The organism is Bradyrhizobium sp. CCBAU 21365, assembly GCF_015291305.1.
Taxonomy (GTDB): Bacteria; Pseudomonadota; Alphaproteobacteria; order Rhizobiales; family Xanthobacteraceae; genus Bradyrhizobium; species Bradyrhizobium elkanii.
In genome coordinates this window covers 8,843,778-8,859,583 of record NZ_CP030036.1, presented here as the reverse complement: position 1 = coordinate 8,859,583, position 15,806 = coordinate 8,843,778, and the positions used below count along the sequence as shown (strand labels likewise).

Here is a 15,806-nt window from a genome sequence, read left to right as displayed (position 1 = left end):
CTCCCGTGCGCAATTGCGCACTAGGCCGGGACGACATGGTGAAAGTTACAGATGAATTCATCGAGGACCATCACGCACTCGGCGCCATCCTCCGTCGCGGCAACCAGCATCGTGTCGTCGCGCCTGGCGGTCGAAACGTCTGGCGCCGGCTTTACCGACATCACGCGCGAGGTCGCCAAATTCCTGCGCGAGGTGCGCGCCGGCGAGGGTGCGGTCACGCTGTTCATCCGCCACACCTCGGCCTCGCTGACGATCCAGGAGAATGCCGATCCGACCGTGCTGGTCGACCTGAAGACGGCGCTCGACCGTGCGGCGCCCGAAGACGGCGGCTGGCGTCACGACACCGAAGGCCCTGACGACATGCCGGCGCACATCAAGACCATGCTGACGGCGACCTCGCTGCAAGTCCCCGTGCTCGACGGCGAGATGGCGCTCGGCACCTGGCAGGGCATCTATCTGATCGAGCATCGCGCCCGTCCGCACCGGCGCGAGATCGTGCTGCAATTCGTCGGCGCCACGCGCTGATGCGCTGGACCTGTCTTTTAAGACGTGGCCTCCAAATGACATCGGCCGCGGATCGCTCCGCGGCCGATGCATTTTGATCGCGATGTCGACGGGTCAGGTCTTGCTGATGTCGACGTCCTTGGTCTCCGGCAGGAAGATCAGGCCGACCACCGCCGTGATGGCGGCGAAGATGATCGGATACCAGAGGCCGGCATAGATATCGCCGGTCGAGGCCACGATCGCGAACGCGGTCGCAGGCAACAACCCGCCGAACCAGCCGTTGCCGATGTGATAGGGCAGCGACATCGAGGTGTAGCGGATCTTGGTCGGGAACAGCTCGACCAGCATCGCGGCGATCGGGCCGTACACCATGGTGACGAAGATCACCAAAATGAACAGCAAGCCGATCACGGCCGCGACCTGCGGGCGGAAGATGTCGAACGGATGCGACATCTTCACGATGCCCGCATCGCCCGCCTTCGGATAGCCGGCGGCGGCCACCGCGGTGGTGATTGCCGCATTGCCGTCCTTGGCGTTGGCGTAGGGGACGTCCTTGCCGTTGACGACGACCTTCACGCCGGATCCGGCCGCGCCATAGGTCGTCGAGTACTTGACCGACGATTGGGCGAGGAAGGCGCGGGCAGTGTCGCAGGGCGCGGTGAACACGCGGGTGCCGACCGGGTTGAACAGGTCGCCGCAGCCTGCGGGATCGGCAACCACCTCGACCTTGGTCGATTCGATCGCCCTCTCCAGCGCCGGGTTGGCGTTGGAGGAGATCATCTTGAAGATCGGAATGAAGGTCAGCGCCGCGATCGCGCAGCCCGCCAGGATGATCGGCTTGCGTCCGATCCGGTCGGACAGCGCACCGAACACGATGAAGAAGCCAGTGCCGAACAGCAACGACCAGGCGATCAGAAGGTTCGCGGTGTAGCCGTCGACCTTGAGGATCGATTGCAGGAAGAACAGCGCATAGAACTGGCCAGTGTACCACACCACGCCCTGACCCATGGTGCCGCCGAGCAGTGCCAGAAGCACGATCTTGGCGTTCCCCCAGTTGGCGAAGGCTTCCGTCAGCGGCGCCTTCGAGCTCTTGCCTTCGTCCTTCATGCGCTGGAACACCGGCGATTCATTCAGCCGCAGCCGGATCCAGACCGAGATGCCGAGCAGCAGCACCGACACCAGGAACGGAATGCGCCAGCCCCAGTCCGCGAAATCCTTCTCGCCGGTGATCGAGCGGGTGAACAGGATCACCAGCAGCGACAGGAACAGGCCGAGCGTTGCGGTGGTCTGGATGAACGAGGTGTAATAGCCGCGCCTGCCGTTTGGCGCGTGCTCGGCGACATAGGTCGCCGCACCGCCATACTCGCCGCCGAGCGCGAGGCCCTGCAGCAGGCGCAGCGAGATCAGGATGATCGGCGCCGCGAGGCCGATGGTCTTGGCGTTGGGCAACAGGCCGACGATGAAGGTCGACAGACCCATGATCAGGATGGTGACGAGGAAGGTGTATTTGCGGCCGACGATGTCGCCGACCCGGCCGAACACGATCGCGCCGAACGGGCGCACCAGGAAGCCCGCGGCGAAGGCCAGCAACGCGAAGATGTCGCGGGTCGCCGGCGGATAGTCGGAGAAGAACTGCGCGCCGATGATCCCGGCCAGCGAACCGTAGAGATAGAAGTCGTACCACTCGAACACGGTGCCGAGCGACGAAGCGAGGATGACGAACCGCTCATCCTTCGTCATGCCGGCGGGCCGCGCCGAAGTTGCCGTCATTGTGGACATCTGGATTGCTCCCCCCGAATTATTGCTGCCATGCTCGTCCCGCCTGCCGGGTCAGGCTCGAATAAGCCTCAAGCTTGATTCAAGGTAACATCGCAGTGAAACCCGCCCCAATAAGACTTTTGGCTTTTGCAGGGTTGAACTTATCTTCACGGAGAGAGCCAAAAGGAGCGCCCTCACATGCGTCTATTGCAGCGCACAAGCTCGGCGGATTAACTGCGTTGGCATCTGGTATTATCGAGCCCTTGCGTGATACTGCCGCGCGGGCGACAACCGAACGGCGCGGGCTTTGAAAGCCCGCTTGTGGGACTGAGATGACTACTGCTGCCAATACTCATCTTGTCATCGCCGACGATCATCCGCTGTTCCGTGATGCATTGCGCCAGGCGGTCTCGAGCGTCGTGAGTTCGGCCACAATCAGCGAGGCCGGATCGTTCGAGGATCTGACCGCGTTGCTGGAACGGGACTCCGAGGTCGACCTGATCCTGCTCGACCTGAGCATGCCCGGGATCAGCGGCTTCTCCGGCCTGATCTATCTGCGGGCGCAATACCCGGCGATCCCGGTGGTCATCGTCTCCGCCAGTGACGATGCCGGAACCATCCGCCGCTCGCTCGACTTCGGCGCCTCCGGTTTCATCCCCAAGCGCTTCGGCGTCGAGACGCTGCGCGATGCCATCATGAAGGTGATGGAAGGCGACGTCTGGGTTCCGCCGGACACCGATCTGTCGGCGGCCGGCGATCCCGACATGACGCGGCTGCGCGACCGCCTGGTCACGCTGACCCCGCAGCAGGTGCGGGTGCTGATGATGCTGTCCGAGGGGCTGCTCAACAAGCAGATCGCCTATGAGCTCGGCGTCTCCGAAGCGACCATCAAGGCCCATGTCTCGGCGATCCTGCAGAAGCTCGGCGTCGAAAGCCGCACCCAGGCCGTGATCGCCGCCGCCAAGATCGCCGGCGGCCAGTGGCGCCAGGGCACGCCGCCGACGTAGTCCCGAGCAACTCCGGCCATGATTGCCGGGCTCAGGGCACGGCATTGCGAGCCGACGGGTGGCGCGAAAGCACGCCCGATGGCACGCTTCCGCGAAGCCATCCTGATCCCATTCAAACTGCGCATCGGTCGAAAACCGAGTATTCTGTCCGGCATCGGCCCGTGAGAGGCCGCGTGCTTTTGGGGAGAACGCCATGACTTCAGTGACTCGCGTCGCCGGACTATCTCTGGCTGCGGCAATCCTTCTCGGTACCAGCTCTTTCAATTGCGCTCAGGCCAAGCCCCTGATGATCGTCGGCCTGGACGAGAAGCTGTTGTGGGACGACGACGGCAAGCCGGTGCTGTCAGCGCCCGGCAAGGATCAAGTGCTGATCGTCGATCTCGCCGATCCCGAGAACCCGAAGATTGCGGCTTCTCTCCCATTGAAGAACTCGGTCGTCGGCCCCCCGGTCAACGTCGCTATCGATCCGACCGGAACCGTGGCGCTGGTCGCGGATTCGGTCGACGTGGTGAAGGAAGGCGACGCCCTGAAGCAGGTACCGGACAACAAGATCTATGTGATCGATCTCAAGGCGACCCCGCCCAAGCTGGCAGCGACCATTGCCGGCGGAAAGCAGCCATCAGGCCTGAGCTTCAGTCCCGATGGCAAGATGGCGTTGGTCGCCAACCGTGGGGACAGTTCGATCAGCGTACTTTCGGTCAACGGCACTGACGTCGAGATCACCGACACGATATCGATGCCTGACAGTGTCGCACATGTCGCGTTTGCGCCAGACGGCAAGCACGCGCTGGTCGCGCGTTTTCCCGGGCACAAGATATCGGTGCTCGATATCGCCGGCGACAAAGTCACCTACGCCAAGATAGACCTGCCGGCCGGCCAATGGCCTTACAACGTCGCAGTGACCCCGAACAGCAAGATCGCATTGACGTCGGACAATGGCAACTCAGGCGCGTCGGACGGCAGCGTCGACACGGCCAGCGTCATCGATCTCGAAGCGAAGCCGCCGCGCATCATCGATCGCGTGGTGGTCGGCGATGGACCGGAGGGGCTTGGCGTCAGCCCGAAGGGGGATCTCGCAGTCTCAGTGATCCTGCGCGGCTCGAACATGAAGAATGCGTTCTTCCATGAGAAGAACGGCAGCGTCTCGGTCCTGAAGATCGACGGCAAGAAAGTGACCAAGACCGGAGATATCGAAGTCGGCGGACTGCCTGAGGCCGCGGTCTTCACGCCCGACGGAAAATACATCCTGGTCGGGAACTACCTCAGCCAGGATTTCTCGATCCTCAAGGTCGACGGAACTAACGTCACCGACACAGGCAAGCGCTTTCAGGTGCCAGGACACCCGGCGTCGGCCGGAATGGGACCGAACTAAACCGACGCTTGGCGATCTTGCGCTGGAGCATGTGATTTTGGGTTGAGGCGCCCGGATTGCGCCGGCGCGCGCTACTCCGCGGCCACCATCTGCTGGGTGCGCCACTGTCCGAGCAGGGCGCGCAGCGAGGCGGGTTTCACCGGCTTGTTCAGCACCGCGATGTTCTCCTCGCGCGCGGCGGCGCGCACCGCGGGGCTGCGGTCGGCGGTGATCAGGATCGCCGGAATGCCGTCGCCGAAGCGGCGGCGGATCTCGCGGATCGCGGCGACGCCGTTGCCGCGGTCGAGATGGTAGTCGACCAGCACGCCGGTGACGCGGCCGCCGGCGGCCTCGATCGCGCTGATCGCGCCGTCGGCGTCGAGCACCGCGATCACCTCGGCATCCCACGCCGTCAGCAGCGTCTTCATGCCGTCGAGAATGGCCGGATCGTTCTCGATGCAGACGATCAGCGAGCCGCTCATCGGCGTCTTCGACAGCGGCGTGGCGGTGGTGACCGCCGCGGTATGGTTCACGGCGGTCGCGACCGGCACGGTGACCGAGAACGCCGAGCCGCCGCTGACATTGGCCGAGATCGCGATGCGGTGGTTGAGCACCCGTGCCAGCCGTTCGACGATCGACAGGCCGAGGCCGAGGCCGCGGGCGATCCGGGCGCCCTGCTCGAGGCGATGGAATTCCTTGAAGATCTCGCCGCGCTTCTGCACGGGGATGCCGACGCCGGTGTCGAAGATGCTGATCTGGAGCGTGGCGCCGCGGCGGCGGCAGCCGATCAGGACGCGGCCGCGCGGGGTATATTTGATCGCGTTGGAGATGAAGTTCTGCAGCAGCCGGCGCAGCAGCGAGCGGTCGGATTCGACCGGCAGCGAGCAGGCCACGAAGCGCAGGTCGAGGCCCTTGTCGCGGGCGATCGGCATGAACTCGATCTCCAGCGAGCGCATCAGGTCGGCCATCCGGAAGCTCGTGATCGCCGGCGTCATGGCGCCGGCGTCGAGCCTGGAAATATCGAGCAGCGCGCCTAGGATGTCCTCGATCGCCTCGAGCGAGTCGTCGATGTTCTCGACCAGGCGGGAATCCTCGCCGCCGTTCTGGCGCTCGACGAGGCTCGTGACATAGAGGCGCGCCGCGTTGAGCGGCTGCAGGATGTCGTGGCTGGCGGCCGCCAGGAATCGCGTCTTGGAGGCGTTGGCGTCTTCCGCGATGCCCTTGGCGAGCGCGAGTTCCGAGTTCAGCCGCGTCAGCTCCTCGGTGCGGTCGCGCACCCGCTTCTCCAGCGTCGCGTTGGCGCGCTCCAGCGCCTCCGCCGCCTCGAAGCTCGGCGTGACGTCGGAGAAGGTGATGACGAGCCCGCCGCCCGGCATCCGGTTGGCACGCACCTCGATCACCAGATGGCGGTCCGTGAAGCGTTCCAGATAGGGCTCGCCCTCGGTGGTGTAGGCGCGCAGACGGGCCTGCAGCAGGCCGTCGCCGTCGCCGGACGCAGGCGGACTGATCGCGCCCATGAATTCGAGGATCTCGGACAGCGGGATGCCGAGCTGCACCAGATGCTGCGGCAGCCCCAGCAATTCGGAGAACTGGCGGTTGGAACAGATCAGCTGCAGATCGGCATCGAACACCGCGATGCCCTGGCGCACGTGATTGAGCGCGGTCTGCAGGATCTCGCGGTTGAAGTGCAGGGCGGCGTGGGAATCGTCGAGCAGTTTCAGTGCGGCCTTGGCCGACACCGTGCGCCGCTGCAGCAGCAGCGACATCACGAGGCGCGAGGATGCGGCCCCGATCGAGGAGGCGATCAACCGCTCGGCATGCTGCAGCAGCTCGAAATCGGCCGGAGCCGACGCCAGCAGCACGATGTTGCGGTCGACCGCGAAGGAGGCGAAGGCCTCGCGGGTCCGGTCGGGGCCGAGATATTGCGTCACCGTGCTCTGGATGTCCTCCACCGTCACCGTGGTGCGCCAGCGCCGGAAGCTGGGTGCGATCGGGGCCAGCGCGTTGGGCACGAACACGTCGGCCTGCAACAGCTCGATCGAGGACGGCGCGCGCGCCAGCGAGAACAGCACATAGGTGAGGACGTTGAACGCAAGGCTCCACAGCACGCCGTGCAGCAGCGGCGGCAGGTCGGCGCCGAACAACGCCTGCGGCCGCAGCGCCTCGACCCCGAACGGCCCGTGCTGCAGCAGCATCAGGCCGGCGGTCGAGGTTTCCAGGAAACTCGGGATGAACAGCGTGTAGAGCCACGTCGCGAAGCCGACCAGCATGCCCGCCATGGCGCCGCGTGCGGTGGCCCTGCGCCAGAACAGGCCGCCGAAGAACGCCGGTGCCAGCTGCGTGATCGCGGCAAACGACAACAGGCCGATCGCGACCAACTGGGTGTTGCCGAGCGCGCGATAGTAGAAATACGCCAGCACCATGATGGCGAAGATCGAGAAGCGGCGCGCCTTCAGCAGGAAATCGCCAAAGTCCTTCTGGCCGGCCCTGGCGTCGTCGCTGCGCGGCAAGACCAGCGGCAGCACGATGTCGTTGGAGACCATGATCGACAGCGCGACGCATTCGACGATCACCATCGCGGTCGCCGCCGACAGCCCGCCGACGAACACGGCGAGGCTGAGCAATTGCGAATTGCCCTCGATCGGCAGCGCCAGCACGAACATGTCGGCATCGACCGCGCCGAACGGGAAGATGACGAGGCCGGCGATCGCGATCGGAATCACGAACAGGTTGATGGCGATGAGGTAGAGCGGGAACAGCCAGCGCGCCCGGGTGACTTCGGCGGGCGTCGAATTCTCGACCACGCTGACATGAAACTGGCGCGGCAGCAGCATGACCGCGCAGAACGACAGCAGCGTCATGATCAGGAAATTGCCGATCGATGGCACATATTCGATCGCGCGCACCGCCTCCGGCGTCTTCAGGGCGCGCTCGTAGAGCTCGACCGGGGAGAACATCCAGAAGGTGACGAAGGCGCCGGCGGCGATGAAGGCGACCAGCTTGACGATGGACTCGGCCGCGATCGCCAGGATCAGGCCGTGCTGGTGCTCGGTCGCGTCGGTGTGGCGGGTGCCGAACAGCACCGCGAACACCGCCATCGCCAGCGTCACCATCAGCGCGATGTCGCCGATCACGGGGATTTTCGAGAACGCCTGGTCCTCGCTCAGGATGGTCTCCAGCGACGCCGCCACCGCCTTCAGCTGCAGCGCGATGTAGGGCACCGAGCCGATGATCGCGATCAGCGCCACGGTCGCCGCCACCGCCTGGCTCTTGCCGTAGCGCGCGGCGATGAAGTCGGCGATCGAGGTGATGTTCTGCGACTTGGCGAGCGCGATCACCCGGCGCAGCAGCGGCGTGCACAATCCGACCATCACGATCGGGCCGACATAGATCGCCAGGAAGTCGATGCTGGTGCGGGTGGCGAAGCCGACCGAGCCGAAGAAGGTCCAGGAGGTGCAGTAGATCGCCAGCGACAGCGGATAGATCCACTGGCTGGCGCGGCCGCGCTCGCCCGGCGACGTGCGGTCGCCGCGGCTGGCGATGAAGAACAACAATCCGATGTAGGCGAACGCCGTGGCGATTACGCCCCAGTCGTGCAGCATCGCTGCTTATCTCCGTCCAGGCCGGGGAAGGGGCCGGATACCGGATTATATAACGCAAAGGGCCGGCCGCGCGATGCACGGCCGGCCCAAATTCGGGGTCGGAAGCGGATAGGGTTACTCGGCGGCCAGCGACTTCTGGCGCAGGGGCAGGCCGAGCCGGTCCCAGACCTGGAGCAGCGCCTCGGCCAGCGCGTCGATCAGGCCGTCGTCGTGGTAGGGCGAGGGCGTGATGCGCAGCCGCTCGGTGCCCTTGGCGACCGTCGGATAGTTGATCGGCTGGATGTAGATGCCGTGGTCCTCGAGCAGCAGGTCGGAGGCCCGCTTGCACTTCTCGGGATCGCCGACGAACAGCGGCACGATATGGGTGTCGCTCGACATGACAGGCAGGCCAGCGGCGGTCAGGATCGCCTTGGTGCGGGCGGCGCGGTCCTGGTGGCGCTCGCGCTCCCAGTTCGAGGTCTTCAGGTGCCGGATCGCAGCCGTCGCGGCCGAGCAGATCGCCGGCGGCAGCGCGGTGGTGAAGATGAAGCCTGGCGCATAGGAGCGCACCGCGTCGATGACCTCGGCGCGGCCTGCAATGTAGCCGCCGAGGCAGCCGAACGCTTTTGCCAGCGTGCCCTCGACGATATCGATCCGGTGCATCACGCCGTCGCGCTCGGCGATGCCGCCTCCGCGCGGGCCGTACATGCCAACCGCATGCACCTCGTCGAGATAGGTCATGGCGCCGTATTGCTCGGCGAGATCGCAGATCCTGCCGAGCGGCGCGACGTCACCGTCCATCGAATAAAGGCTCTCGCAGACGATCAGCTTCGGCCGGTCGGGACCGGCGGCGATCAAGAGCTCCTCGAGATGCGCGACGTCGTTGTGGCGGAAGATCTGGCGCTCGCAGCCGGCCTGGCGCACGCCCTCGATCATCGAATTGTGGTTCAGCGCGTCGGACAGGATCAGGCAGTTCGGGATCAGCTTGGCGAGCGTCGAGATGCCGGTCTGGTTCGAGACATAGCCCGAGGTGAACAGCAGCGAGGCTTCCTTGCCGTGGAGGTCGGCGAGCTCCGCCTCGAGCTGCACCAGCGGGTGATGGGTGCCCGCGATGTTGCGGGTGCCGCCGGCGCCGGTGCCGACCCGGGTCGCGGTCTCGACCATGGCGCCGACCACCTTGGGGTGCTGGCCCATGCCGAGATAATCGTTGGAGCACCAGATCACGACGTTGCGGCTGCCTCTCGGCGAATGCCAGGTCGCGTGCGGGAAGCGTCCCGCGATCCGCTCGAGGTCGGCGAACACCCGGTAGCGCCGCTCGTCGTGCAGGCGGTTGAGGGCGGTATTGAAGAACTGGCTGTAATCCATCGGCAAACCCAAAAAGCGGAACCTGACCGGAATGACTGCTACTTCTTAGAGCTTTTCCAGCTCTAATGTCCATGCATTGACCCACATCTGGGCATGCGTCGCAGCTGGGCAAATTGCCCTAGCCGGGGCCGTTCGGCTTGATTTCGGTCAAATCGCCGGGCGATACCTTGCCGCCCGGCCGCCTTCAGGTGGTCTTGAAGCGCAGCATGCCGTCGACATGCATCTCGGCCGTCAGGCGGCCCTCGACCAGCATGTAGTTGACATGGGCGACCAACTCGCCGGCCGCAAAGCCCATCTGGTGCTCGTCCAGCACGTGCTTGTGGAACACCACGGGCACCAGCTCCTTGGAGGTCTGCGGCACCTCGCGGCAGGCCTCGGCGATCAGCCGGCAGCGCTCCTCATGGTGATCGGCGAGCTGCTTGATCCGGGTCTTCAGCCCGTAGAACGGCACGCCGTGGCCGGGCAGCACCATCACGTCATAGGGCAGGGTGGTGGTCAGGCTCGCCAGCGACGCCAGATATTCGCCAAGCGAGTTCTGCTCGGGCTCGACAGCCCAGACGCTGACATTGGGCGAGATCTTGCTCAGCACCTGGTCGGCGGACAGGAACAGCTTGTCGGCGGCGCAATACAGCATCACCTGGTCCAGCGCGTGGCCGCCGCCGGTGATCACCTTGAAGCGCCGCGTGCCGATCACGACCTCGTCGCCATGGGTGAGGCGGTGATAGGACGGCGGCAGCACCGACACGCGCTTCAAATAGTCCTGGCCGCGGCCGAGCAGTTTTTCGGTCAGGTCCTCGTCCATGCCGTGGCGGCGGAAGAACAGCCGCTGCGCGTTGCGCCGCTCCTCGGTGCCGCGGTTCTGGTGATAGACCGACTGCAGATATTCCACCTGCGACATGAACAGCGGGCAGCCGAAACGCTCGGTGATCCAGCCGGCGAGACCGACATGGTCGGGGTGCGAATGCGTCACGATCAGGCGGGTGACCTTGACGTGCTTCAGCGGCCCCTCGAACAGCGTGGTCCAGGCCGCGATCGATTCCTCATTGCCAAAGCCGGCATCCACCATGGTCCAGCCGTCGCCGTCGGCGAGCAGATAGATATTCACATGGTTGAGGCGGAACGGCAGCTTCAGTCGCGCCCACAGCACGCCGGGAGCCACCTCCACGACCTGGTCGTGGCCGGGATGGTTCTCCCAGGGGTATCGCAGTGCCTCCGCCGAGGAGTGCACGGGGTCGGTCTTCGTATGCATGCTACCGGCTTAGCGGCACACGGGCCGCCGCGCCAGCCGAAAAATCAGATAGTCGTCCGGAGAATGGGACGGGAGATCGCCGGAATTCCGTAGCCCGGATGAAGCGAAGCGCAATACGGGACAGGTCACTTTGTCAAACCTCCCCTTGAAAAGGGGAGGTCGCTTTGCTCGCAGAGCAAAGCGGGTGGGGATCTGCTCTCTCCACATAGAGCGTTGCCTGCGGCTGACCCCCATCCCGACCTTCCCCCTTCAGGGGGAAGGGGAAGACAAACGGTGGTCCCGGATTTCGCTGCGCCCCATCCGGGCTACGGAATATCGTTGCTACGCCGCGCGGATGTTCGACAGGAAGCCGTCGATCTCCGAGCGCAGCACGTCGGCCTCGCGACGCAGTGCGTCGGAGGCGCTCAGCACCTCGCCGGCGGCGGTGCCGGCTTCGGCCGAGGCGGTGGAGACGCCGACGATGTTGCTCGACACCTCGCTGGTGCCGCCCGCCGCATGCTGGATGTTGCGGGCGATCTCGCGGGTCGCCGCGCCCTGCTGCTCGATCGCGGCGGCGATCGCGGTGGTGACGTCGTTGATCTCGCCGATCGTGCTCGAGATGTTGCGGATGGCGGAGACCGCCGTCGTCGTCACCTCCTGCATGCTGACGATCTGCTGGCGGATTTCCTCGGTCGCCTTTGCGGTCTGGCTCGCGAGGTTCTTCACCTCGGAGGCGACCACGGCAAAGCCGCGGCCGGCCTCGCCGGCGCGCGCCGCCTCGATGGTGGCGTTGAGCGCGAGCAGATTGGTTTGCGAGGCGATGGTCTGGATCAGGTCGACCACGACGCTGATGCGTGCGGCATTGTCGGCGAGCCCCTGCATCGTGCTGTCGGTGGCGCTGGCTTCCTCCACCGCCTTGCGGGCGATCTCCGCCGAGGTGACGACCTGGCGGCCGATCTCCTGGATCGAGGACGACAGCTCCTCGGTGCCGGCCGACACCGTCTGCACGTTGACCGAGGTTTCCTCGGCGGCCGACGCGACGGCGTTGACCAGGGCGCTCGACTGGTCGGCGGTCGCCGACATGCTCTGCGCGGTCGACTGCATCGAGTTCGCCGCGGTCTGCAGGCTGCCGAGCGCGCTGCGGACGTTGGATTCGAACGTGACGATCTGCGCTTCCATGCGCGAGGCGCGCTCCGCCTTGGCGCTGCGGTCCTTGTTCTGGTTTTCCGTGAGCTCGCGGCTCTCGACCATGCTCTCGCGGAACACCTGCAGCGCGTCGGCCATGACGGCGATCTCGTCGCGCTGGCGGCTCTGCGGGATCTCGGTGTCGAGGTCGCCGTCGGACAGCAGCTGCATCGAGCGCTGCAGGCCGCGGATGCGGCGCAGGATGTTGCGTCCGACATAGAGCCAGACGAACAGGAACGAGCCGACCAGCGTCAGCGCGCCGAGGCCGATCATCACCATGGTGGCGAGCGAGATCTGCTGCCGCGCCTGGAAGGTCGAACTGTCGGTCTCCTTCTGCACCGCGTCGACCAGCTGCTGGACGCTGATGCCGAGCCCGACATTGAGCTTGCGCGTCTCTTCCAGGATGGTCTGGCCGTAGTCGATCGCGTCGAGCTCCTTCTGGCGGATCTTGAACACGCCGGTCTTGCCTTCGCCGAGCACGAGCAGCCTCGAGGCGGTGTCGCGCACCGCAACGATCGCGGGATTGTTCGGCAGGTCCTCGAGGTTGGACTTGACGCGTTCGCGCCCGGCCTTGAACTCGGCCTCGATCGCATCGAGGGTTTCGCTGGAATTGGCCGACAGCGCCGCGGTCATGTCGGCGGCCATCAGATTGCCGGCGGCGAGCACGTTGCTGATCTGGCCGACGGTGCGGGCCGCTTCGGTGGCGTCGTCCGCGGACACCTCGGCCGCGGCGAGGATGGCGTTGAGCCGGGTCTGCGCGTCGAGCATCGCCGGACTTGCGGCGGAGACGAACGCCGCCTGCGCCTTGCGCAGCGCGTTGTACTGCTTGTCGCGCAGCGCGCCGACCTCGAGCCGCTCGCGCGCCGCCGAGATCAGGCTCTTGGTCGCCTCGTCGGTGTTCTTGACGTTCTCCTGCAGCGCGCTGACCACGGACTTGTCGGCGCCGAGCTCGATGATCTCGCCGAGCTTCGCATTGGTGAGCCGCGCGACGTCCTGCACCTTCTTGGTGCGATCGTTCAGCGCGTCCTCGCTCTGCACGGCGAGCAGGCCGGGGCCTTGCGCCGCGAGCGAGGCGCTTTGCGCGGCAAGTTGCAGGCTCGCGGCAAGCCGCGGAATGTCGCGGCCAGAAAGATCGGTCATGGTGCCGCCGAGCTGATGCAGCACGATGCCGGCGCCTGCGCTGATCACCAGTGCCATGCCTGCGATGACAGCGAACGCTGCGAACAGGCTGCCCCTGACGCCCATCTGCGGCAGATGGATACGCTTGAGATTTGGTTTGCCGAGCTTGAACCGAAACGCCATTGCCCCCGTGCCCCCTGGCCCCACTACGCTTGGCCACTATCCTGGCCACTACTCTTGGATGTTTCCCCGGCGCGGGAGTATCGGTGCGGCCGGTTAACAAAATCGGGAAAATTGCGACCATCTGCGGGATTTTTCAGGGCGGCCACGCCGCAGCGCCGTCCTGGTTCGCTGTGCGGAATCGATGCATGTGATCGGACGCAAAAAGGCCGGCGTGCGCCGGCCTTTTCCACTATCGGTTGTGGGCAGTATTCTCAGTAGCGGCCGTAGGCGGGGCCGCCGAGGTTGCCGAGGTTGAAGCGGTAGTTGAGGCCCGCCTTCACCGTGTGCTCGTCGTTGTGGAAGCTGCCGACCGGCACCAGCGCGCCCGGCGCGGTGAAGCGGCTGTCGCCGAAGTCGTAGTACTGGTACTCGACCTTGGCCGACCAGTTCGGCGCGAACATGTATTCGGCGCCGCCGCCGATGGTCCAGCCGTTGCTGTGGTTGTCGCTGAGCGCGAAGCCGACCGGCGCGCCGCCGAGCGTCACCGTTTCGTTGTTGTCGGAATAGGCGTAACCGCCCTTCACATAGATCAGGCCCGGGCCCCAGGTGTAGCCGACGCGGCCGGTGATCGAGCCGATGCCGCGCTGGTTGTTGTTGTAGACGTAGCCGCCCGGGAAGATCGCGTTGAGCTGGTGGCCGCCGACCCAGGAATACTGGCCTTCGACGCCGATCACCCACATCGGCGACAGCTGCCAATCGTAGCCGCCCTGCACGCCGCCCATGAAGCGGGCGTCGGAGTCAGAGAGCGCGAGACCGTTGAAATTGTTGTTCTGGGAGAACACGCCGCCGAGATGGCCACCGAGATAGAAGCCGGTCCAGTTGTAGAGCGGAGCGGCGTAAACAGGCGCGGGCGCCTTCTGATAGTAGCCGCGGGAGCCGAGGTCGGCAGCCTCGGCGGTCGCGCCAAAGGCGGCGACGGCCGCCGCGACGGCGGCGGTTGCGAGCAGGAACTTCTTCATGGGGGCAGTCTCCGGACAAGTCATGAGGCGCAGCGTGAATGGCGCCATCCACGGCGATGGGTTAGACCGCATTTGAATAAAATGCAGTCACCGGAAGGCTGTTCGGAGCGTTAAGTCGCAGCCTTTGCGGCGAAACGTTTTGTTGTGCCTAACGAACGCTTAAGGTGGAATGAAGCAAGGCTTAACGGTGCGCGCGACGCGCGTTTCCTGTTAACCAAGCCGCCGGCTTAAGCCAGTCGCTTGCGCACGTCGTCGCGCATCTGCTCGCGGAATGCCTGGCGGCGCGCGGCGCGATCTTTGACCGGAACGTCGTGGCGATCGAACACGTCGAACTTCTCCAGGATCGGATACCGCTCGCTCGCCATCGCCAGCACGCGCAGCAGGGCGGCAACCTTCGGGGTCGGGCCGGTGACTTCCCACCGGCGCAGCTTCTCGGCGCCGCCGGCGGCCGACAGCCCGCACAGCTTTGCCATGTCAGCCGCCGTCAGCTCGCGGCCCAGCGCCTCGCCGAGATGTTCGCGCAGTTTCTTCAGTTCTGGGCCGGTCACGCTGGGTCCGCTCCGCGATGGCAAAATGTGAAGTGAGTCACATGACGTGCTCGAGGTTCGGGCTATACACCGCGCATGCGACTTTTAGAGCTTTTTTCGTTCCGATTGAATCGGAACGCGGCTCTGGATTCTTGTTTTGACGCGTTTTCACCACGCGAACCGGTACCCGCTTCGCTCGAAAACGCTTCTGAAGGACACCATCATGCACGGCATCATCGAAAGCCTCAGCCCCGAACACGATCAGATCGATTGGAAATGGGTCGGCAGTGTGTTCGCGTTCTACGTCGTGCTGACGATCGGCGGGATGGGCGCGCTGCTGGCGCGTTGATCCAGCGCATGCGGGCGCACCGCGTGCCTGCGATTGCCATTGTTTGCGAAGATCCTGGTGCTGCCAGACAGGATTGAACTGTCGACCTCTCCATTACCAATGGAGTGCTCTACCACTGAGCTACGGCAGCATGCCCGGGAAAAATTGAATCGGCCCCAAGGGCCCGTCCAAGCGGGCGGTTCTTGCCACAGGCCTCCCTTTGGCGCAAGCGAAACAGCGCCCCTGTCGCCCTTGAAATTGGCAGAAATCGACCGCCTCGCCGTTGATTCCGGCCAATCTGGCCGATTTCGGCCGGATTGGGTTCCCGATCGCGCCGAAACTATCCCGATCCGCGCTCGCCGCCGAATCATATCGCCGCAACTGGCCGACCGGGCAGGGTGCGCGGGCATCCGCCATTGGCTATGCTCGCCTCGCGCGCAGGGCGGTGGCGGTTCGAGAGTTTTGCAATGACAGGCGATCAGGACAGAGCCGGCGGGCAGGCCGGAGCCCGCGTGAAGGATTCACGACAGGATCGTCTCAAGCTGGCGCTGCGCGAAAACCTGAAGCGGCGGAAATCGCAGGCGCGCGGTCGCGAGGATGTGGCTTCCGAACCAGCCGATGGCTCGGTAGATGACGCCGGCGGAAACGAGCCGCGCCGTTAACCCGGTTCGT

Annotated in this window: 12 protein-coding genes and 1 tRNA gene; 5 read left to right on the top strand and 8 right to left on the bottom strand. The window is 65.3% G+C overall.

The features are described 5' to 3' along the window. Nucleotides 1-51: 51 nt before the first annotated feature. Nucleotides 52-525, top strand: coding sequence for a secondary thiamine-phosphate synthase enzyme YjbQ (locus tag XI02_RS41920; RefSeq protein WP_016847049.1), 474 nt, complete (start codon nt 52-54; stop codon nt 523-525). A 93-nt stretch (nt 526-618) separates the two neighbouring features. On the opposite strand, the gene XI02_RS41915 is transcribed toward XI02_RS41920, so the two are convergent. After that, the gene (locus XI02_RS41915; protein ID WP_172649017.1) at nt 619-2,244 is read right to left on the bottom strand and encodes an MFS transporter; all 1,626 of its coding nucleotides are present in this window, start codon (nt 2,242-2,244) and stop codon (nt 619-621) included. A gap of 350 nt (nt 2,245-2,594) precedes the next feature. Here XI02_RS41915 and XI02_RS41910 point away from each other — a divergent pair, with 350 nt between their 5' ends. Then, nucleotides 2,595-3,269 carry a response regulator transcription factor gene (locus tag XI02_RS41910; protein ID WP_016847047.1) on the top strand — a complete coding sequence of 225 codons (675 nt, stop codon included), beginning with the start codon at nt 2,595-2,597 and terminating at the stop codon, nt 3,267-3,269. A 193-nt stretch (nt 3,270-3,462) separates the two neighbouring features. Continuing rightward, nucleotides 3,463-4,641, top strand: a complete 1,179-nt coding sequence (locus XI02_RS41905) for a YncE family protein (RefSeq protein ID WP_244980914.1) — start codon at nt 3,463-3,465, stop codon at nt 4,639-4,641. A gap of 71 nt (nt 4,642-4,712) precedes the next feature. On the opposite strand, the gene XI02_RS41900 is transcribed toward XI02_RS41905, so the two are convergent. The 6 genes from XI02_RS41900 to XI02_RS41875 all read right to left on the bottom strand — a co-directional run bounded on the left by XI02_RS41900 (nt 4,713) and on the right by XI02_RS41875 (nt 14,827). Beyond that, nucleotides 4,713-8,222: a PAS domain-containing hybrid sensor histidine kinase/response regulator gene (locus tag XI02_RS41900; RefSeq protein ID WP_172646574.1), complete on the bottom strand. Its 3,510-nt coding sequence runs from the start codon at nt 8,220-8,222 to the stop codon at nt 4,713-4,715. 114 nt (nt 8,223-8,336) lie between these two features. Then, a complete protein-coding gene (hemA, locus tag XI02_RS41895; protein WP_018269049.1) occupies nt 8,337-9,566 on the bottom strand; it encodes a 5-aminolevulinate synthase in 1,230 nt (409 codons plus the stop codon). A gap of 184 nt (nt 9,567-9,750) precedes the next feature. Continuing rightward, nucleotides 9,751-10,815 carry an MBL fold metallo-hydrolase gene (locus tag XI02_RS41890; RefSeq protein WP_172646575.1) on the bottom strand — a complete coding sequence of 355 codons (1,065 nt, stop codon included), beginning with the start codon at nt 10,813-10,815 and terminating at the stop codon, nt 9,751-9,753. A gap of 321 nt (nt 10,816-11,136) precedes the next feature. Next, nucleotides 11,137-13,281 (bottom strand): methyl-accepting chemotaxis protein, encoded by a 2,145-nt coding sequence (locus XI02_RS41885; protein WP_172646576.1) that lies wholly within the window; start codon nt 13,279-13,281, stop codon nt 11,137-11,139. Between the two features lie 251 nt (nt 13,282-13,532). Then, complete coding sequence (locus XI02_RS41880) at nt 13,533-14,279, bottom strand: outer membrane protein (protein ID WP_172646577.1); 747 nt, start codon at nt 14,277-14,279, stop codon at nt 13,533-13,535. Nucleotides 14,280-14,506: 227 nt separating this feature from the next. Continuing rightward, a complete protein-coding gene (locus tag XI02_RS41875; protein WP_069280269.1) occupies nt 14,507-14,827 on the bottom strand; it encodes a hypothetical protein in 321 nt (106 codons plus the stop codon). 202 nt (nt 14,828-15,029) lie between these two features. On the opposite strand from XI02_RS41875, the gene XI02_RS46125 reads away from it, so the two are divergent. Then, nucleotides 15,030-15,155, top strand: a complete 126-nt coding sequence (locus XI02_RS46125) for a hypothetical protein (RefSeq protein WP_256438803.1) — start codon at nt 15,030-15,032, stop codon at nt 15,153-15,155. A 55-nt stretch (nt 15,156-15,210) separates the two neighbouring features. Here XI02_RS46125 and XI02_RS41865 read toward each other — a convergent pair. Continuing rightward, a tRNA-Thr gene (locus XI02_RS41865) sits at nt 15,211-15,285 on the bottom strand. 265 nt (nt 15,286-15,550) lie between these two features. Between XI02_RS41865 and XI02_RS41860 the strand changes: the two genes are divergently transcribed. After that, a complete protein-coding gene (locus XI02_RS41860) occupies nt 15,551-15,796 on the top strand; it encodes a hypothetical protein (protein WP_370142335.1) in 246 nt (81 codons plus the stop codon). The last annotated feature ends 10 nt before the right edge of the window (nt 15,797-15,806 follow it).

Coding starts and splice junctions, on each gene's coding strand:
- XI02_RS41920 (WP_016847049.1), top strand. CDS start 52: ATGAATTCATCGAGGACCATCACGCACTCGGCGCCATCCTCCGTCGCG.
- XI02_RS41915 (WP_172649017.1), bottom strand. CDS start 2,244: ATGACGAAGGATGAGCGGTTCGTCATCCTCGCTTCGTCGCTCGGCACC.
- XI02_RS41910 (WP_016847047.1), top strand. CDS start 2,595: ATGACTACTGCTGCCAATACTCATCTTGTCATCGCCGACGATCATCCG.
- XI02_RS41905 (WP_244980914.1), top strand. CDS start 3,463: ATGACTTCAGTGACTCGCGTCGCCGGACTATCTCTGGCTGCGGCAATC.
- XI02_RS41900 (WP_172646574.1), bottom strand. CDS start 8,222: ATGCTGCACGACTGGGGCGTAATCGCCACGGCGTTCGCCTACATCGGA.
- hemA (WP_018269049.1), bottom strand. CDS start 9,566: ATGGATTACAGCCAGTTCTTCAATACCGCCCTCAACCGCCTGCACGAC.
- XI02_RS41890 (WP_172646575.1), bottom strand. CDS start 10,815: ATGCATACGAAGACCGACCCCGTGCACTCCTCGGCGGAGGCACTGCGA.
- XI02_RS41885 (WP_172646576.1), bottom strand. CDS start 13,281: ATGGCGTTTCGGTTCAAGCTCGGCAAACCAAATCTCAAGCGTATCCAT.
- XI02_RS41880 (WP_172646577.1), bottom strand. CDS start 14,279: ATGAAGAAGTTCCTGCTCGCAACCGCCGCCGTCGCGGCGGCCGTCGCC.
- XI02_RS46125 (WP_256438803.1), top strand. CDS start 15,030: ATGCACGGCATCATCGAAAGCCTCAGCCCCGAACACGATCAGATCGAT.